The following is a 17896-nucleotide window of genomic DNA, read 5'->3' on the forward strand; positions in this document are numbered from 1 at the left end:
CGCCCTACCTTGGGCCGCGTGACCACACGGGGGCGGAGCTATCGGTACGTAGGGCCGGAGGAGCTGAGGGACGCGGTGCGGCCCGGCGGGGCGGGGTTCCGGGTCCGTTCCGGGGCCGATGTCGAGGACTGGGTCGGGCGGCAGCCGGCCGACGCGCTCGTCGAACCGTTCACGTACGTCGTCGATACGGACGGGCTCCTTCGCCTCGCCCCGCGCCGCAGCGAACACGTGGCCTGCGCGGGCGGTGCCCCGGTCCTGGCGGCGGGCGAGATCGGCTTCGTACGCGGGGCGGGCCGATGGGTGGTCGGCGAGGTCAGCAACCTGTCGACCGGCTACTGCCCGGACCTCGCCTGCTGGGCCGCCGTCGCCGAGGCCCTGGACCGCGCCGGGGTCGAGCGCCCGCCGGGATTCACGTACGAGGTGGTGTTCCGGCGCTGCACCGGCTGCCGGGAGCGGGCGATCGTGCGCGAGGGCGACTTCGTCTGCGTCTTCTGCGGAGCCGAGCTGCCCTCTACCTGGAACCTCGACGCCGCCCCGCCGGGGCCATGATCCGATGGCCCGCCCTCCGCACGCCGCTGAGCTGCACGGACACCGCCCCGACACCGCTCCCCCGGCCGGGGAATATCCCCGCCGCCTGCTACGCTGAGGGTGTTAGTTGAACGATGAACTAATACGGAGGTGGCTCCCATGCAGTTCGGGATCTTCACTGTCGGCGATGTCACGCAGGACCCGACCACGGGCCGCACGCCGACCGAGCGCGAGCGGATCAAGGCCATGGTGGCCATCGCGCTGAAGGCCGAAGAGGTCGGACTCGACGTCTTCGCGACCGGCGAGCACCACAACCCGCCGTTCGTGCCGTCGTCCCCGACCACGATGCTGGGGTACATCGCGGCGCAGACCGAGAAGCTGATCCTCTCCACCTCCACCACGCTCATCACCACCAACGACCCGGTGAAGATCGCGGAGGACTTCGCGATGCTGCAGCACCTCGCGGACGGGCGCGTGGACCTGATGATGGGGCGCGGCAACACCGGCCCGGTCTATCCGTGGTTCGGCAAGGACATCCGGCAGGGCGTCCCGCTGGCCATCGAGAACTACGCGCTGCTCCGCCGCCTGTGGCGCGAGGAGTCGGTGACCTGGGACGGCAAGTTCCGCACGCCGCTGCAGGGCTTCACGTCCACGCCGCGCCCGCTCGACGACACCCCGCCGTTCGTCTGGCACGGCTCCATCCGCTCCCCGGAGATCGCCGAGCAGGCCGCGTACTACGGCGACGGCTTCTTCCACAACAACATCTTCTGGACGCCCGACCACACCAAGAAGATGATCGAGCTCTACCGCACCCGGTACGCGCACCACGGGCACGGCACCCCCGAGCAGGCCATCGTCGGCCTGGGCGGCCAGGTGTTCATGCGGAAGAACTCGCAGGACGCGGTCGACGAGTTCCGCCCGTACTTCGACAACGCGCCCGTGTACGGACACGGGCCGAGCCTGGAGGACTTCACGCAGCAGACGCCGCTGACCGTGGGCTCCCCGCAGCAGGTGATCGAGCGGACCCTGTCGTTCCGGGAGTACGCGGGCGACTACCAGCGCCAGCTGTTCCTGATGGACCACGCCGGGCTGCCGCTGAAGACCGTGCTCGAACAGCTCGACATCCTCGGTGAGGAGGTCGTGCCCGTACTGCGCAAGGAGTTCACCAAGGGCCGCCCGGCCGACGTACCGGACGCGCCCACCCACACGTCGCTGACCGCCGCCGCCCGCAACGCCGCCCAGGAAGGGGTGACCGTCGCATGAAGCTCACCGTCGTCTCGGCGGGACTGAGCGTCCCCTCGTCCACCCGGCTGCTCGCCGACCGTCTGGCCGCCGCCGTGGGTGCCCGCACCCCGGTGGAGGTGGAGGTCGTCGAGGTGCGGGAGCTCGCCGTGGAGATCGCGCAGAACTTCACCAGCGGCTTCCCCGGCAAGTCCCTCGCGGCCGCCCTCGACGCGGTGGCCACGGCGGACGGGCTGATCGTGGTCACGCCGGTGTTCTCGGCCTCGTACAGCGGCCTGTTCAAGTCGTTCTTCGACGTGCTCGACAAGGACGCCCTGACGGGCAAGCCGGTGCTGCTCGCGGCGACCGGGGGCAGTGCCCGGCACTCGCTCGTCCTTGAGCACGCGCTGCGGCCGCTGTTCGGCTACCTGCGGGCGCTGACCGTGCCGACCGCGGTGTACGCGGCGTCCGAGGACTGGGGCGCGGCGGGTCTGGACGAGCGGATCGAGCGGGCCGCCGGTGAGCTGGCCGGGCTGCTCGCGGGCGCCCCGGCCGGTCACACACCGCGCCCGTCCGGCGCGGGCGACTTCGTGGTCGTGCCGTTCGAGGAGCAACTCGCCGCTCTGCAGGCTCAGTAGGGCCGCGCGGAGGACTGCGTACGGGCGTACGCATGGAGTAGTGAGGGGGCGGGCCCGCGCGGCCCGCCCCCTCGCCACCACCGTCACCGTCGCCATCGCCATCGCCATCGCCATCGATGAGAGGAAAGGGTCATGACCGACAGGTTCGAGAGTGTCCGCCCCGACGGCCGGGCCACGGACGACCGCTGGACGGGTGCGCTGCACCTCTTCGACGACGGGCCCGAGGGCGCGGTGACCCGCGAGGAGCCGCCGGGCGAACGCTGGGAGCGTGCTCAACTCCTCTTCGGGGAAAAGAAGTTCACGGCCGCGGCCGGGCTGCTCGACGGCCTGGTCGAGGAGTTCCCCGAGCACAGCGCGGCCCGGCTGCTGCTCGCCCGCGCCTACTACCACTCGGCCCAACTGCGGCGCGCCGAGGCCGAGTTGCGCACCCTGATCGCGCGTGACCCGGTCGACTCGTACGCCCATCTGATGCTCGGCCGCACCCTTGAGCGGCAGAGCCGGGCGGCGGAGGCGGCGCCTTGGCTGCGGATGGCGGGCGCGTTCACCGACGAGGGGTGAGCGCCGCGGCGGGGCAGGTTCGGGACCGCGACACCCTCGACGAGGTGGCGGGCCTGCGGCCTTCTACATGCGTGTCGAAATACATCCGCAAGAGGGTTGCCCAAGGGGTGGTCCCGGTGCCTATGGTGCCGAGATGAGCGGGTTACGGGAGCTCCTGAACCGGCGCTTCCGGTCGCCGCACGGCACGGTGCGCTTCCACCTCGACGCGCCTCGCGGCGAGGCGGCGGGACCGCGTGTTCTCGTGTTCCTCGACGCCGACGACCGGACCGTCGGGCAACTGGACCACCAGGTGTGCGGCGTCTGCTCGGCCGCCTTCGTCCGCAACATCGCCGTCGCGTCCCACTGGCAGGGCCGCGGCGTCGGACGCGAGGCGCTGACCCTCCTGCTCGACCTCGCGCCCGGCCACCGCTGGTCCACCTCGCGGCAGTCCACCGAGGGCCGCGGGTTCTTCGCCGCGCTCGCCGAGGAGACGGGCGTGGACTTCGTGGAACGCGGCGGCCGCTGCCCGCACATGAGCACACGAGCCTGAGCGCACACGGGACTTGAGCACGCACGGGCTTGAGCACGCACGGACCTGAGCGCGCACGGCCTGCCCCCCCCCGCAGCACGCGAGGGCAGCCGCGAACCCGCTTGATGAAAATGATTGTCATCAGCTAATGTCCGCAGCACCTCCCGTCCGCTGCCCTTCCGCTCCCCTCCGAGGACTCCCTTTGCACCCGCTCGAAAGGCCCCGGCCTGCCCGCCGCCGCCCGTTCACCACCTTGGCGCTCGGCGCCGCGCCGCTCCTCGCCACCGGCTGCTTCTCCGGTAACGCGGCGACTTCCGACGGCTCCGGCGCCGACCGGCGCGTACGCGTCGCGATGATGCAGCCGCCGCGCTCCGGGCTCTCGCCCCTGTCGGACGACGCGTTCAAGCTGTCCCGCTGGTCCACCGCCGAGACCCTGGTCGAGCTGGACGCGCAGGGCGACGCCCGGCCCGCGCTCGCCACGAAGTGGCGGCAGGACGGCCGCACCTGGACCTTCGAACTGCGCCCCGACGTCACCTTCCACGACGGCACCGACCTCACCGCGAAGTCCGTGGTGAAGTCCCTGACCGTGGCCGCGCACGCCGCCCCCAAGCCCCGCATCCTCGACGGCGTACGCCTCACCGCGCGGGCCGTCGACCGGGACACCGTCACCGTGACCACCGCCGAGTCCGACCCGCTCGTCCCGCAGCGCCTCAGCTCGCCCCAGCTCTCCGTCCTCGCGGCCAAGGCATACCGCGGGAAGACCGTCAGCCCGGTCGGAGCGGGCACCGGGCCGTTCGAGCTGGTCGAGGTGAACGGCACCGCCTCCGCCGCGCTCGACCGGTACGACGCGTACTGGGGCGGCAAGGCCAAGTCCCCGGGGATCGACGTGACGTTCGTGCCCGACGGCACCGCGCGGGCGGCGGCGCTGCGCAGCGAGGAGGCCGACATCGTGGAGGCCGTGCCGGTGTCCCAGGCGGCGCTGCTCGACCCGGAGTTGATCACCGAGGTGCCGATGCCGCGCACCAACACCCTGTACCTCAACACCCGGCGCGGCCCGTTCGAGGACGCGGGCGTACGGGCGGCGGCGCGCGAGGCCGTCGACGCCGAGAAGATCGTGCGGAGCGTGTACGAGGGCCGGGCCGACGTCGCCGAAGGGCTGCTCGGCCCCGCCCTGCCCTGGGCGGCGCGCCTGCGCGAGGATGTCCGGCCCGCCGAGTCCGCCGAGCCCGCCGACCCGAAGGGCGCGCGGATCACCATCGGTACGTTCACCGACCGGGCCGAGCTGCCCGAGGTGGCGCAGATCCTGCAGGACCAGTTGGAGCGGGCGGGCTTCGAAGTCACCCTGGACGTACGGGAGTACGCCACCATCGAGGGTGACGCGCTCGACGGTGACTTCGACGCGTTCATCCTGTCCCGGGCCACGGTGCTCGACTCGGGCGACCCCGCCGCGTACCTGTACAGCGACTTCGCGAGCGAGGGGTCCTTCAACCTTCCGCAGCTCACGGACGCCGGTGTGGACAAGGCCCTGGACCGGGCGAACCGGACCGCGACCGGCGATCCGCGCCGCCGGGCCGTGCTGGCCGCGGAGGCCGCCGTGCTCGGCACCGACGCGGCTGTGCCGATGCTGCACGAGCGCGTCATCCAGGGCGACGCCGTGAACGTGGTGGGCGCCGCGCACGACCCGCGCGAACGCGAACTCGTCACGAAGGACACGTACGTCAAGTGAGCCGCGCACACCGCCTGAAGGCGGCCCTGACCAGGGCGGCGGGTCTGGTGGCTGTACTTGCCGCGGTCGGGCTGCTGCCCTGGCTGTCCGGCGAGGACCCCGCACGCCGGCTCCTTCGGGCCCGCTCCGCCGAGCAGGACCCCACCCCGGAGGCCCTGGACGCGATCCGGGCCGATCTCGGCCTGGACAGCGGCCCGTCGGGGCTGCTCGGCGACTGGGCGGCCGGGCTCGTCCACGGCGACCTGGGGGTGTCCTGGGTGTCGGGCACGGAGGTGCTGCCTTCGGTGCTCGCCGGGCTCCAGGTGTCGCTGGTGCTGATGGCGACGGCCCTGGTCACGGCGTTCCTGGTGGCGACCGCGCTGGTGGTCCCGGTCCTGGTGCGCGGCCGTGGCACGTCCGGGGGTGTGGCCGCGATGCTCGCCGCGGTGCCCGAATTCCTGCTCGCCACCCTGCTGTTGATCGTCGCAGGGGTCTGGCTCGGCGCGCTGCCCACGTCCGGCTGGGCCGACGCCTCGTACCTCGTGCTCCCCGCGCTCGCCCTCGGCGTCCCGGCGGGCGGGCTGCTCGGCCGCCTCGTCGCCGACGCGCTGCCCGCCGTGCTCGACGAGCGCTGGGTGGAGCTGTGGCGCGGCGCGGGCGTCGGCCGGGCCCGGGTCGCGGCGGGCGCGCTGCGGCGCGTACTGCCGCCGCTGGTACCGCAGTTCGGGATGGTGGCCGTCGGCCTGACCGGCGGCGCGGTGGCCGTCGAGACCGTCTTCGCGATACCGGGGCTCGGCCGGACGGCGATCGGGGCCGCCAAGTCGCAGGACCTGCCGCTGCTGCAGGGCACCGTCCTGGCCCTGCTGCTGCTCGGCCTGACCGTCGGCGCCCTGTCGGCGTGGCTGCGCCGGGCGCTGCTCGGGCCTGCCCTCCGAGGCGCGGGGCTCACGCTGCCCGCGCCGCACGCGGTGCGCGTGCCGGTCGCGGTGCCGCTCGCACTCGCCGCGGTGCTCGCGGCGGCGATCGGCTGGGGGCTGCTGCGGGACCCGTACGCCATCGACACCGCGGCCCGGCTCGCCGATCCGTCCTCGGCCCATCCGCTGGGGACGGACGCGCTGGGCCGCGACGTGCTCGCCCGGCTCGGGCACGGTGCGGCCGCCACGGTCGGCACGGCGACCGTGGTCGGTCTGCTCGGCTGGCTGCTCGGTCTCGCCCTCGGTTTCCTGCCGTCCCTCGCGGGCGGCCTCGCGGACATCGCCAACGCGCTGCCCCCGGTGATCGTCGGCATCCTGGTCGCCGCCGCGCTCGGCCCCGGTACCGGTGGCGCCGCCCTCGCCGTGGCCCTGGTGTCCTGGCCGCCGCTCGCCGCGCATGCCGCCGCGCTCGTCCTTGAGGTACGGGCCTCCGGCTTCCTGCTCGCCCAACGGGCCATCGGGGCACCGCCGTTGTGGATCCTCAGCCGGCACGTGCTGCCGGCGGTCGCCGCGCCGGTGGCCCGGCACGCCGTGCTGCGGCTGCCCGGGATCGCGCTCGCCCTGGCGTCCCTCGGCTTCCTCGGCCTGGGCGCGCAGCCGCCGTCGCCCGAGTGGGGCCTGCTGCTCGACGGTACGGCCGACTACGTGGAGCGGGCGCCGGTCGCGGCCCTCGCCCCGGCCGTCGCCCTGGCCCTCCTCGCGGCACTCGCCGTCGCACTCTCCGGGTACACGGGGCGCGCCCGGCCGCCCGTACGCGGGAACCGGAAGGGCGCAGGACCTGGCGGCCCGGTCCGGGTGCCGCGAGCCGACGCTCATCCGGAGGCCCCCGTTGCGGTCTGAACCCGTCGTCGAACCCGTCGTTGAACCCGCCGTTGAACCCGTCGTTGAACCCGTCGTCCCCGAGCCGGGCTCGCCGCCCGCGCCGCCGCCGCTCGCCGTCCGTGACCTGCGCATCGCCTTCGGCGGCGGGGTGGACCGGGTCGAGGCGGTGCGGGGCGTGTCCTTCGACGTGGCGGCCGGTGAAGTGCTCGCCCTGGTCGGGGAGTCCGGGGCCGGGAAGTCGCTCACCGCTCGGGCGCTGCTCGGCATGGCGCCCCGGGGCGCGCATGTCGACGGTGCCGTGCTGCTGTCCGGCTCCCCGGTCACCGCCGCGCACCGGGGCCGCCGGATCGCCCTGGTCCCACAGGACTCGCTCTCGGCCCTCTCGCCCGTACACCCCGTGGGTGAGCAACTCGCCGCCGCCGTACGGTCGGTGCGGAAGGTGTCCCGCCGGGAGGCCCGCGCCCGGTCGCTGGCCGCGCTCGACCGGGTCGGCGTCCCGGCGGCCAGGGCGCGCGCCCACGCGCACGAGTTCTCGGGCGGGATGCGCCAGCGCGCCGTGATCGCGATGGCCCTGGTCAACGAGCCGGCCGTGGTCGTCGCGGACGAGCCGACCACGGCCCTCGACCCCGACGTACAGGACCAGGTCCTGGCCGTCCTCGCCGCGCAGCGGGAGGCCACCGGCGCGGCCCTCGTCCTGGTCACCCACGACCTGGCCGTCGTACGACAGCACGCCGACCGCATCGCCGTCATGTACGCGGGCCGGATCGTCGAACACGGCCCGGCCCGGCCGGTCCTCGACCGGCCGCGTGCCCCGTACACGGCCGGTCTGCTCGCCTCCCTGCCCGATCCGGCGGCCGCACGCAAGACCCGGCTGCCCGCTCTCCCCGGCCACCCGCCCGCCGTCACCGACATCCCGCCGGGCTGCGCCTTCGCGCCGCGCTGCCCGCACACCACGGACCGCTGCCACGTCGAGGTGCCCGCACTGCGCGCCCTGGACGACGGCCGTACGCTCGCCTGCCACCTGGAGCACCCCGCATGAGCCACGCCAGTACCGCGCCGACCGCGCTGCTCGACGTACGGGATCTGGTGGTGCGGTACGGGCCGGTCACCGCCGTCGACGGGGTGTCGTTCACGGTGGCGGCCGGGGAGACGGTCGGTCTGTACGGGCCGTCCGGCTGCGGCAAGTCGTCGACCGCGCACGCCGTGCTGCGGCTGCGGCGCCCGCAGTCGGGCCGGATCTGGTTCGACGGTACGGAGTTGACCTCGCTGAGCGAGCGCCGGCTCCGGCCGCTGCGGCCCCGGCTACAGCCCGTGTTCCAGGACCCGTACGGCTCGCTCAGCCCGCGCCGCCGGATCCGCGACCAGCTCGCGGAACCGCTGCGCGTGCACGGTCTGCGGGCGCCCGCGGCGGTGCCGGGGCGGGTGGCGGAACTCCTCGGCCTGGTCGGCCTCGAACCGTCCTGCGGCGACCGGTTCCCGCACGAGCTGTCCGGCGGCCAGTGCCAGCGCGCCGGGATCGCCCGCGCCCTGGCCTGCGAACCACGGCTGATCGTCCTGGACGAACCGGTCTCGGCACTCGACCCGTCGCTGCGCGCGGGCATCGTCAACCTCCTCCTCGACCTGCAGCAGGACCTGGGTCTCGGCTACCTGTTCATCTGCCACGACCCGGTGCTCGTACGGCACTTCTGCGATCGGGTCCTGACGATGCGGGGCGGTCGGGTGTCGACAGGGGGGTGGCAGTCGGGGTAGGTACGTCAAATGCCCTCTGAATACCCGGAGTTCGACCACCTTCTGCACTGCGTGCCCGATGTCGAGTCGGCCACCGCGGCCTATGCGGCCGCCGGTCTGCCCGCGCACGCCAACCCGCCGTATCTGGGGTTCCGCAACGGCGCCTGGCGGCTCGACGCCCGCTATGTGGAGATCCTCTCCGTGGTCGACCGCGCCGAGTTCGCCGGTTCGCCGTTCGGCCGGGCCATGACGGGGTGGATGCCGCACGTCGACGCGTTGCTCGCGGCGGGCGGGGGTGCGCTGAACTTCGCCGTGCATGTCACGGACGTGACGGCCACCACGGAGCGGCTGCGCCGGGCGGGGCACGCGGTCGATCTGCATGTCTTCGCCCGCGAGGGGTCACCGGTGTCGTTCGCGGAGGCCGTGCTGCGGGACGCACCGCCGTGGGCGCCGTTCTTCATCACGTACACCCCGGACCGGCAGGTGATCCTCGACCGGTACAGCGCGGGCCGGGTCGCCCGTGGGCCGCACGACCTGGCGGGCTTCGTCATCGAGACACCTGAACCCGCCGCGTCGGCCGCGTGGTTGAGCGCGCTCGTGGGCATCCCGGCCGACCCGGCACGGAACGTGGTGCCGCTGCCGGGCGCACACGTCCACTTCACCCCGGGCCCGGCCGACGCCATCACCGCGCTGCTCCTCACCGAGGGCGATCCACCCTCGACCTCCGTGGCGGGCCTGCGCTTCGGCCCCGTACCGGAGGCGGGCTGAGGGCGGGGCGGCAGTACGAGCGGTCCCGGACCGGGCCGTCCCCGCGCGTTCACCGGGCACGCACGTTCCCTTCACTCTTTTTGACCATCGTCGAGCGCCACACATACGTTCTGGCAGCGTGCACCCCCGTGCCCCCGCATGCCCCGTACACCGATGGATCGGAGTCCCCCCGTGTCATCCGTCGACGCTTCCGCGTCGTATCTCCTGAGCAGCGCACCCGCCGTCACCACGACGGCCGCCCCGGCCTGGGTCCGGGACAACCTCGGCACCCTCGTCGGTGTCCCGCTGCGTATCCTCCTGATCGTCCTGGGCGCCATGCTCGTACGGGTGCTGGCGAAGCGGGCCATCACCCGCGTCGTCGAGCGCGTACTGCAGACCAACGGCGACGACAGTGCGCCGCGCCTCTCGGGCCGTGGCCCCGCCGTCCTGCAGCGTGACCCGTCGCGCGCCGACGAGCGGCGCGAGCAGCGGGCCCGCACGATCGGGTCGGTGCTGAGCAGCATCGTCACCATCGTCGTCGCCGTGATGGGCCTGGCCATGGTGCTCGACCAGATCGGCATCGCCCTCGGCCCGCTGCTCGCCAGCGCGGGCGTGGTCGGCCTCGCGATCGGCTTCGGCGCGCAGAGCCTCGTCGCGGACTACCTGTCCGGCATGTTGATCATGATCGAGGACCAGTACGGCGTGGGCGACTCGGTCGACCTCGGCGAGGCCGTCGGCGAGGTCGAGAACGTCGGCCTCCGCCTCACCCTGGTCCGCGACCTCAACGGTGGCCTGTGGCACATCCGTAACGGCGAGATCATGCGTGTGCGCAACGACAGCCAGGAATGGGCCCGTTCGGTGCTCGACGTGTCGGTGGCGTACGAATCCAACCTGGAGAAGGTCTTCGCCGTCCTGGAGGAGGTCGGCCAGGAGCTGCGCGAGGACCCGGCGTACGACGGTGTGCTCCTCGAGGACCCGTCGGTGTGGGGCGTGCAGTCGATGGACGTCGACGGCATCGTGGTGCGGCTCGTCGTCAAGACCGCCCCGCTCAAGCAGTGGGCCGTGACCCGCGAGCTGCGCCGCCGCGTCAAGGGCGCCTTCGACGCGGCCGGTATCGAGCGGTCGCTCCCGCAGCGCACCGTGTGGATGCGGTCCGAGGACGAGGCGTCGGACGCGAAGGCCGCGGTCCCCTCGTCCCGCTGAACCGCTGAACCGCTGAATCGCTGAACCCGAGCCCGTTCCGGGCGCTTCCCGCGTGAACCTGCCGCCGCTGTGACCTGTCCGTCACGGCGGCGGCAGTCGTCTTCGTTGCCGGAAGTGTCGGCCGCGCGGGAGCGATGACTCCAGCACATGTTTGTCACCGCATCGATCGTGGCTCACGATGCACGCGTGGACCTTCAGCAGATGCGCTACGTCGTCGCCGTCGCCGAGACCAACAGCTTCACGCGGGCCGCAGAGCGCTGTCTGGTCGTGCAGTCCGCGCTCAGCCATCAAGTGGCCAAGCTGGAACGGGAGTTGGGCGCCCGCCTCTTCGAGCGCACCAGTCGCCGGGTGCGTCTGACTCCGGCCGGGGCGGCGTTCCTGCCCTCCGCCCGCCAGTGCCTGGACGCCGCGGAGCGCGCCGTCGCCGAGGTCGCGGCGGCGGTCGGTGAGGTACGCGGACGGCTCGCCGTGGGCCTGATCCCCAGCGTCGCGGCGGTCGATGTGCCGGGCGCCCTGCGGGAGTTCCACGAGCGGTACCCGGCCGTGCGGATCAGTCTGCGCGTGGGCGCGAGCGAGGAACTCATGGAGCAGGTCAGGGAGGGCGCCATCGACGTGGCGTTCCTCGGCCTTCCGACCACGGCCCGGCCACACGGCGTCGAGGCCCGCGCGCTCGGCCGGGACCAACTGGTCGCCGTCGTCGCGCCGGAGCATCCGCTCGCGGGCGGACCGGCGGTGGACCTGCGCAGGCTCGCCTCCGAGGTGTTCGTCGACCTCCCGGCGGGAACGGCCGGGCGCGACCAGTCCGACCAGGCCTTCGAGGCCGCGTCCCTCGCCCGTGACGTGGCCTTCGAGGTGACCAACGCGGACTATCTGGCCCGCCTCGTCAGCGAGGGACTCGGCATCGCGCTGCTGCCCTCCGCGTATGTGCCGCAGCTCAGCGGCGTCACCACGATCGAGGTCACCGACGCACCGGCCCGCGTCGAGTACGTGGCCTGGAGCCGCGACGGCCGCACACCCGCGGCGACCGCCTACCTCGAACTGCTCGAGGTCCCGGACGTGGGTGAGGCGGGAGCCGAGGGGTGACGCGGGAGCCGGACCGGCGTGACCCCCGACGGCCCCCGGCCGGCCCACGTCCCGCGCCCCTTCACCCCTTCACCCGTTCCCCCGCACCGGCGTGCCGGGCGGCGGCCGGAGCCGTTGAATGCTGAGTCCGGGACGCCTCGGCAGGGGCTCCGCCGGGAACCGGGGGAGAAAGCAGGCACCTCATGCCGTCGTCACAGGCCCGCGCGGGCCGGGAAGCCGCCCCGCGCCGCCACCGGGGGGCGCTGCGCCGCACCGGCGAGTGGTGCGCCCGGCACTGCGTGACCGTCCTCGTCGTATGGGTGGCCGCGCTCGTCGGGCTCCAGGTGCTCCAACACACGTACGGCGGCGATTACTCCGACGACTTCTCGCTGCCCGGCACCCAGTCGCAGGAAGGGATCGACGTCCTGAAGGCGCACGCGCCCCAGGCCGGCGGGTACAGCGCGCAGGTGGTGCTCAACGACGCGGACAAGCCGCTGACCTCGGTCTCCGACCAGATCGCGACGGCCGTGACCGACCTCCAGAAGCTGCCCGACGTGCTCTCCGCGCAGAGCCCGCTGCCGCCGCCCGGCACGACCCCGCCCAAGCCGCCGGACCCGAACACCGGGCCGCTGTCGACCGACCAGAAGACCGCGTACATCACCGTCCGGTTCAGCGTGCAGCCCTCCACGCTCGACCCGTCCTACCTGGACGGCGTCGACTCGGCGGTGCAGCCGCTGCGCTCGGCCGGGGTGAAGGTCGAGTACGGCGGTTCGCTCGGGGAGCTGGCCCGGCCCGAGGCCGACGACCGCAGCAGTGAGGCGATCGGCTTCGGGGTGGCGATCGTGGTCCTGCTCATCGGCTTCGGCAGTCTCGCCGCCGCCGTGCTGCCGCTTGTCACCGCGCTGGTCTGTGCCGTGTGCGGGCTTGCGCTGCTCGGTCTGCTCGCCGCCGCCGCGACCTTCGCGACCGTGTCCCCGACGCTCGCCACGATGATCGGTATCGGCGTCGGCATCGACTACGCACTGTTCCTCGTCACCCGGCACCGGCAGCACCTGGTCGACGGCCAGGATCCGGTGGCCGCCGCCGGGAACGCCGCCGCGACCAGTGGGCACGCGGTGCTGCTCTCCGGCTGCACGGTGATCATCGCGCTTTCGGGCCTGTGGGTCTCCGGGATCGGGTTCATCGGCAAGCTCGGCCTGGCCGCCGCGGTCACCGTCGTCACCGCGGTGATCGGCGCCCTCACCCTCGTACCCGCGGTCCTCGGGCTGCTCGGCCGGCGGATCGACCGGCTGCACGTACGGACACCGGTGGCCGAGACCGTACCGGCGCAGGAAGGGTCGACGGGCGAGACGGCGGGCAAGGCGACAGGGGGTGGCGGCTGGCACCGGTACGCGCAGCGGGTGGAGCGGCGGCCCTGGTGGTTCCTGGGCTTCGGGGTGGCGCTGCTCGCCGTCCTGTCGTTCCCGGTGTTCTTCATTCAGCTCGGCCACATCGGCGACGGCGCCGACCCGAAGTCGTTCACGGACCGGCGCGCCTTCGACCTGATGTCTGAGGCCTTCGGGCCCGGTTCCAACGGGCCGTTGACCCTCGTCATCGACCAGAGCAAGGTGCCGTCCGCCGACCGCTCGGCCCTCGTCGAGCAGGCGCAGAAGGCGCTGACGGACGTACCGGACACGACGGTGATCACCCCGCTCACGGCCACATCGGACGGCGACGTGCTGACCGGCACCGCGTACTCGGTGGCCGCGCCGCAGGACGAGCGGACCACCTCGCTGGTGAACCGGCTCACCGACGACGTGCTGCCGCAGGCCGTCTCCGGCACCGACGCGAGCACGTACGTCACGGGCACGACCGCCGCCCAGGTCGACTTCCTCGACATCGTCTCCAGCCGGCTGCCGCTGATCATCGCGGTCGTCGTGGGCCTGGCGTTCCTGGTGATCCTCGCGGTCTTCCGCGGCCTGCTCGTCGCGGTGAAGGCCGCCGTGCTCAACGTCCTGTCGATCGCCGCCTCGTACGGGGTCGTGGTGGCCGTCTTCCAGTGGGGCTGGGGCGGACCGGCGCTCGGGGTGTCGGGCGACGTGCCGATCGAGAGCTATGTCCCGATGATGATGTTCGCGATCGTCTTCGGGCTGAGCATGGACTACGAGATCTTCCTGCTGTCCCGGATCCACGAGGCGTGGGTGAACACCGGCGACCCGAAGGCGAGCGTGGCGCACGCCCTGGAGATCACCGCCCGGGTCATCACCTGCGCGGCGCTGATCATGGTGAGCGTCTTCGCGGCGTTCATCATCAGCGACAACATCGTGGTGAAGATGCTGGGGCTCGGCCTGGCCGCGAGTGTGCTCATCGACGCCACCGTCGTACGGCTTCTCCTCGTCCCGGCCGTGATGACCCTGCTCGGCCGGGCCGCCTGGTGGACCCCGCGCCCGCTGGACCGGATCCTGCCGCACCTGAGCGCGGAGGGCAGCGCGGAGCCGCCGCCCGAGCGGACGCCCTGACGGGACGGACTCCTTGACCGGAGCGGAGGGACACGGGCCGGTCCCGCGCCGGGTGATGATGCCGGGCATGGATGACGACGCGTTCTCACTGCTGTGGCAGGCCGTGGACCTGCTGCCCGAGTACGCCCCGGCGAACGACGGCACGTCCGGGGCCCTCGCGTCAGCGGCGGAGATACGGGCCGAACTCGCCGACCAGGAGTGGGAGTTGGCGCTCGACCTGCTCATCGAGGCCGGGGACGCGCACCCCGCACCCCACCCCGCTCCCCCGGCCTACTGGGACCTGCTCGGCGAGGCCGCCCGGCAGATGCTGCTCGACCGGGCGCGCCGCTGGTGCGGGTGGCGCGGCGCGGAGGCACGGCACGGCGCCGTCCGGGCCCGGCTGACCCTGCGGGCGGCGGCCGCGGGCGGCCGTCACACGGCGGTACCCGGCGACGGTCGCCTCCGGCCGATGTGGGACCTCGGCCACCGCACCGCCACCGGCGAGCAGGCCCTCGACATCGCCGCCCTGTGGGTGGAGTCCGCCCCTGAACTCGCCCCCGGCGACACCGCCGATGTCAGGCTCCTGCCACTCGGGCCCGAGCGGTGGCGGCACTTGAGGCCAGGCGACACGATCAACCTGCACGAGACCCGCGCCGTCGCAGGCACGGCCACCGTCGTCGAGGTGATGTCGGCCACGGCCAAACCCATGTGAGGCGTACGCCGTGGTGGTGCGGGGATGTGTGCACCACCACTGTGACCTCGGGAAAGGTTGTGCCGAGTGTCATGAGCACACTAAGGTCACCACGCCTTGGTGTTCGGGAAACCGGTGTGATGCCGGTGCGGCCCTCGCCACTGTGATCGGGAAGTCAGGCTCCAGCCCTCGACGGGCAGCCACTGGGTACACACACGTACCCGGGAAGGCGGAGACCCGGCGGTAGGACCTGTCAGCCAGGAGACCGGCCAAGGCGCGTTGTCCATCCACGAGGTGCTGGAGAGGGTCCGCTCAGCCATGCATATCGCAGAGGGTTTTCTGCCACCGGCGCACGCGATCGCCTGGAGCGTCGCGTCCGCCCCGTTCATCGTCCAGGGAGTCCGCTCCCTCTCCCGTGAGGTCAGAGAACACCCCGAGAGCACCTTGCTGCTCGGCGCCTCCGGGGCCTTCACATTCGTCCTGTCCGCGCTCAAGATCCCCTCGGTGACGGGCAGTTGCTCGCATCCGACGGGTACCGGGCTCGGCGCCATCCTGTTCCGGCCGCCCGTGATGGCGGTGCTCGGCACCATCACCCTGCTCTTTCAGGCCCTGCTGCTCGCCCACGGCGGGCTCACCACGCTCGGCGCCAACGCGTTCTCCATGGCGATCGTCGGGCCCTGGGCCGGATACGCCGTGTACCGGCTCCTCAAGCGGTACGACGTGCCGCTCATGGTGTCGGTGTTCTTCGCGGCGTTCGTCGCCGACCTGTCGACGTACTGCGTCACCAGCGTCCAGCTCGCGCTCGCCTTCCCGGACCCGAGCAGCGGGTTCCTCGGCGCGCTCGGCAAGTTCGGCTCCATCTTCGCCTTCACGCAGGTCCCGCTGGCGGTCAGCGAAGGCCTGCTCACGGTCCTGGTGATGCGGCTCCTCGTGCAGTCCAGCAAGGGCGAACTCACCCGGCTCGGCGTGCTGGTGAAGAAGACCGCCACCGGGGCACGGGGCAAGACGGAGACGGAGGCCAAGGCCTGATGAGCAAGATGAGCAAGAACGCGAAGATCAACATCCTCCTTGTCGCGGTCGTCGCCGCGCTCGCCGTGCTGCCGGTGGTCCTCGGCCTCGGCGACCACAAGAAGGAGCCGTTCACGGGCGCCGACGCCCAGGCCGAGACGGCGATCACCGAGATCGACCCGGAGTACGAGCCGTGGTTCTCGCCGCTGTACGAACCGCCGTCCGGGGACATCGAGTCGGCCCTGTTCGCCCTGCAGGCGGCGCTCGGCGCGGGCGTCCTCGCGTACTACTTCGGGCTGCGCAAGGGGCGGCGCCAGGGCGAGGAGCGGGCGCGGGCGGAGCAGGCGGGGAAGGCCGAACAGGTCGAGCAAACTGGGGAGGCTGGGAAGGCCGAGCAGCCGGAGCAGGCGCACGCACCGGCTCCCGAAGGGGCGTGACTCCCCCGTGCTCCCCATCGACGCGGCGGCGCACAGCAGTCGCTGGCGCCGCCGTCACCCCGTGGACAAGGCCGTGCTCGGACTCGGCCTCACCGTTCTGGCGATCTCCCTGCCGCCCTGGCCCGGCGCGGCCCTGGTGCTCGTCGCCGCGCTTGTCACCCTGCTCGGTCCTGCCGGTGTGGCGCCCCGGAAGCTGTGGCGCGCGTACCGTGTCCCGCTCGGTTTCTGTGTCACCGGCGCGCTGCCGCTCCTGTTCCAACTCGGCGGCCCCGAAGGGTTCTTGACGCTCGCCGAGGGCGGGCCCGAGCGGGCGGGCGGTCTGCTGCTTCGGACCTCCGCGGCCTCGCTCGGGGTGCTCCTGTTCGCGTTCACCACTCCCCTGTCGGACCTGCTGCCCCGCCTGGTGCGGGCCGGGGTCCCGGCGCCCGTGGTCGACGTGGCCCTGGTGACGTACCGCATGAGTTTTCTGCTCCTTGACTCCATGAGCCGGATCCGGCAGGCGCAGGCGGCCCGTCTCGGGCACACCACCCGCGCCGCGGCCTGGCGTTCGCTCGCCGGGCTCGGGGCCACCGCGTTCGTGCGGGCCTTCGACCGTGCGGCCCGGCTGCAGACCGGGCTCGCCGGACGCGGCTACGACGGCACACTGCGCGTCCTCGTCCCCGATGTGCCGGTGTCCCGCCGCTTCGTGGCCGCGAGCGGCACGTTCCTGGCCGCGCTCGCGGCTCTCACTCTCGTCCTGGAAAGGCTGCTGCCATGAGCGTGCCCCTGGTCTCCTTGCGCGGGGTCTCGTACGCGTACGAGGACGGGCCGACCGTGCTCGACAAGCTCGACTTCGATGTCGTCGAGGGCCGGGCGCTGGCGCTGCTCGGCCGCAACGGCAGCGGCAAGACCACGCTGATGCGGCTGCTGAGCGGCGGACTGCGCCCGGACGGCGGTGAGTTGAGCGTCGCGGGCGCTCCGGTGACGTACGACCGCAAGGGCCTGACGCGGCTGCGGACCACGGTCCAGCTCGTCGTGCAGGACCCGGACGACCAGCTGTTCGCGGCGTCCGTGGAACAGGACGTGTCGTTCGGCCCGTTGAACCTCGGGCTGCCCGACGCCGAGGTACGCGCGCGGGTCGCGGAGGCGCTCACCGCCCTCGACATCGGCGCCCTGGCCGACCGGCCCACGCATCTGCTCTCGTACGGTCAGCGCAAGCGCACCGCCATCGCGGGCGCCGTCGCGATGCGCCCCCGCGTCCTGATCCTCGACGAGCCGACGGCGGGCCTCGACCCCGACGGCCAGGAACGTCTCCTGGACACCCTGCGCGGCCTCCAGGACACGGGCACCACGGTCCTGATGGCCACGCACGACGTGGACCTGGCCCTCCGCTGGGCCGACGACGCGGCGCTCCTGACCCCCACGGGTGCGCACACGGGCCCGACCGCCACGACCCTGTCCCGCCGCGACCTCCTGACCCAGGCGGGCCTGCGCCTGCCGTGGGGCATCGCGGTGGACGAACTCCTGCGCAGTGGGGGCACGTTGGGCGATTTGGCCAACTCCCCTCGTACGGCTGAGGAGTTGGCGGAGCTGGTGGAGGGGGCGGGTGC

18 protein-coding genes and 1 riboswitch are annotated in these 17896 nt (G+C 73.0%); all 18 genes read left to right on the forward strand.

The features are described 5' to 3' along the window. Nucleotides 1-18: 18 nt before the first annotated feature. A complete protein-coding gene (locus GUY60_RS17950) occupies nucleotides 19-549 on the forward strand; it encodes a hypothetical protein (protein ID WP_161699005.1) in 531 nt (176 codons plus the stop codon). A 138-nt stretch (nucleotides 550-687) separates the two neighbouring features. Continuing rightward, entirely contained in the window at nucleotides 688-1791 is a 1104-nt protein-coding gene (locus GUY60_RS17955; protein ID WP_161699007.1) for an LLM class flavin-dependent oxidoreductase, read from the forward strand. Then, nucleotides 1788-2387: a CE1759 family FMN reductase gene (locus GUY60_RS17960; protein WP_161699008.1), complete on the forward strand. Its 600-nt coding sequence runs from the start codon at nucleotides 1788-1790 to the stop codon at nucleotides 2385-2387. The genes GUY60_RS17955 and GUY60_RS17960 overlap by 4 nt, the downstream gene beginning before the upstream one ends. A 132-nt stretch (nucleotides 2388-2519) precedes the next feature. Next, nucleotides 2520-2945, forward strand: a complete 426-nt coding sequence (locus GUY60_RS17965; protein WP_161699010.1) for a tetratricopeptide repeat protein — start codon at nucleotides 2520-2522, stop codon at nucleotides 2943-2945. A 133-nt stretch (nucleotides 2946-3078) separates the two neighbouring features. Then, nucleotides 3079-3474 (forward strand): GNAT family N-acetyltransferase, encoded by a 396-nt coding sequence (locus tag GUY60_RS17970; RefSeq protein WP_161699012.1) that lies wholly within the window; start codon nucleotides 3079-3081, stop codon nucleotides 3472-3474. 127 nt (nucleotides 3475-3601) lie between these two features. Next, nucleotides 3602-5179 (forward strand): ABC transporter substrate-binding protein, encoded by a 1578-nt coding sequence (locus GUY60_RS17975; protein WP_161699014.1) that lies wholly within the window; start codon nucleotides 3602-3604, stop codon nucleotides 5177-5179. Then, nucleotides 5176-6972 carry an ABC transporter permease subunit gene (locus GUY60_RS17980; RefSeq protein WP_312866334.1) on the forward strand — a complete coding sequence of 599 codons (1797 nt, stop codon included), beginning with the start codon at nucleotides 5176-5178 and terminating at the stop codon, nucleotides 6970-6972. Before GUY60_RS17975 ends, GUY60_RS17980 begins: the two co-directional genes overlap by 4 nt. Next, a complete protein-coding gene (locus GUY60_RS17985; RefSeq protein WP_161699016.1) occupies nucleotides 6962-7993 on the forward strand; it encodes an ABC transporter ATP-binding protein in 1032 nt (343 codons plus the stop codon). The genes GUY60_RS17980 and GUY60_RS17985 overlap by 11 nt, the downstream gene beginning before the upstream one ends. Next, nucleotides 7990-8703: an ABC transporter ATP-binding protein gene (locus GUY60_RS17990; RefSeq protein ID WP_161699018.1), complete on the forward strand. Its 714-nt coding sequence runs from the start codon at nucleotides 7990-7992 to the stop codon at nucleotides 8701-8703. The genes GUY60_RS17985 and GUY60_RS17990 overlap by 4 nt, the downstream gene beginning before the upstream one ends. A gap of 9 nt (nucleotides 8704-8712) precedes the next feature. Further along, entirely contained in the window at nucleotides 8713-9450 is a 738-nt protein-coding gene (locus GUY60_RS17995; protein ID WP_161699020.1) for a VOC family protein, read from the forward strand. 171 nt (nucleotides 9451-9621) lie between these two features. Further along, the gene (locus GUY60_RS18000) at nucleotides 9622-10632 is read left to right on the forward strand and encodes a mechanosensitive ion channel family protein (protein ID WP_312866335.1); all 1011 of its coding nucleotides are present in this window, start codon (nucleotides 9622-9624) and stop codon (nucleotides 10630-10632) included. A 186-nt stretch (nucleotides 10633-10818) separates the two neighbouring features. Next, nucleotides 10819-11715 (forward strand): LysR family transcriptional regulator, encoded by an 897-nt coding sequence (locus tag GUY60_RS18005; RefSeq protein WP_161699024.1) that lies wholly within the window; start codon nucleotides 10819-10821, stop codon nucleotides 11713-11715. 182 nt (nucleotides 11716-11897) lie between these two features. Beyond that, on the forward strand, nucleotides 11898-14192 hold the full coding sequence (locus GUY60_RS18010; protein ID WP_161699026.1) for an MMPL family transporter: 2295 nt from the start codon (nucleotides 11898-11900) through the stop codon (nucleotides 14190-14192). Between the two features lie 67 nt (nucleotides 14193-14259). Beyond that, nucleotides 14260-14883, forward strand: coding sequence for a hypothetical protein (locus GUY60_RS18015; RefSeq protein ID WP_246235184.1), 624 nt, complete (start codon nucleotides 14260-14262; stop codon nucleotides 14881-14883). A gap of 80 nt (nucleotides 14884-14963) precedes the next feature. Beyond that, nucleotides 14964-15150: riboswitch (cobalamin riboswitch) on the forward strand. A gap of 30 nt (nucleotides 15151-15180) precedes the next feature. Next, nucleotides 15181-15891 carry an energy-coupling factor ABC transporter permease gene (locus GUY60_RS18020; protein WP_161699028.1) on the forward strand — a complete coding sequence of 237 codons (711 nt, stop codon included), beginning with the start codon at nucleotides 15181-15183 and terminating at the stop codon, nucleotides 15889-15891. 8 nt (nucleotides 15892-15899) lie between these two features. After that, a complete protein-coding gene (locus GUY60_RS18025) occupies nucleotides 15900-16307 on the forward strand; it encodes an energy-coupling factor ABC transporter substrate-binding protein (protein WP_161699038.1) in 408 nt (135 codons plus the stop codon). Between the two features lie 7 nt (nucleotides 16308-16314). Continuing rightward, a complete protein-coding gene (gene cbiQ / locus GUY60_RS18030; RefSeq protein ID WP_161699030.1) occupies nucleotides 16315-17064 on the forward strand; it encodes a cobalt ECF transporter T component CbiQ in 750 nt (249 codons plus the stop codon). Further along, nucleotides 17061-17896 (forward strand): energy-coupling factor ABC transporter ATP-binding protein (locus tag GUY60_RS18035; protein ID WP_161699032.1); only part of this gene is annotated, 836 nt, incomplete at its 3' end. The genes cbiQ and GUY60_RS18035, both read left to right, overlap by 4 nt.

The sequence above is a fragment of the Streptomyces boluensis genome (assembly GCF_009908195.1).
Taxonomy (GTDB): domain Bacteria; phylum Actinomycetota; class Actinomycetes; order Streptomycetales; family Streptomycetaceae; genus Streptomyces; species Streptomyces boluensis.

Excerpts from the sequence above, each read along its gene's own strand:
- GUY60_RS17955 (WP_161699007.1), top strand. The coding sequence starts at position 688 with ATGCAGTTCGGGATCTTCACTGTCGGCGATGTCACGCAGGACCCGACC.
- GUY60_RS17960 (WP_161699008.1), top strand. The coding sequence starts at position 1,788 with ATGAAGCTCACCGTCGTCTCGGCGGGACTGAGCGTCCCCTCGTCCACC.
- GUY60_RS17965 (WP_161699010.1), top strand. The coding sequence starts at position 2,520 with ATGACCGACAGGTTCGAGAGTGTCCGCCCCGACGGCCGGGCCACGGAC.
- GUY60_RS17970 (WP_161699012.1), top strand. The coding sequence starts at position 3,079 with ATGAGCGGGTTACGGGAGCTCCTGAACCGGCGCTTCCGGTCGCCGCAC.
- GUY60_RS17975 (WP_161699014.1), top strand. The coding sequence starts at position 3,602 with ATGTCCGCAGCACCTCCCGTCCGCTGCCCTTCCGCTCCCCTCCGAGGA.
- GUY60_RS17990 (WP_161699018.1), top strand. The coding sequence starts at position 7,990 with ATGAGCCACGCCAGTACCGCGCCGACCGCGCTGCTCGACGTACGGGAT.
- GUY60_RS17995 (WP_161699020.1), top strand. The coding sequence starts at position 8,713 with ATGCCCTCTGAATACCCGGAGTTCGACCACCTTCTGCACTGCGTGCCC.
- GUY60_RS18010 (WP_161699026.1), top strand. The coding sequence starts at position 11,898 with ATGCCGTCGTCACAGGCCCGCGCGGGCCGGGAAGCCGCCCCGCGCCGC.
- GUY60_RS18015 (WP_246235184.1), top strand. The coding sequence starts at position 14,260 with ATGGATGACGACGCGTTCTCACTGCTGTGGCAGGCCGTGGACCTGCTG.
- GUY60_RS18020 (WP_161699028.1), top strand. The coding sequence starts at position 15,181 with ATGCATATCGCAGAGGGTTTTCTGCCACCGGCGCACGCGATCGCCTGG.
- GUY60_RS18025 (WP_161699038.1), top strand. The coding sequence starts at position 15,900 with ATGAGCAAGAACGCGAAGATCAACATCCTCCTTGTCGCGGTCGTCGCC.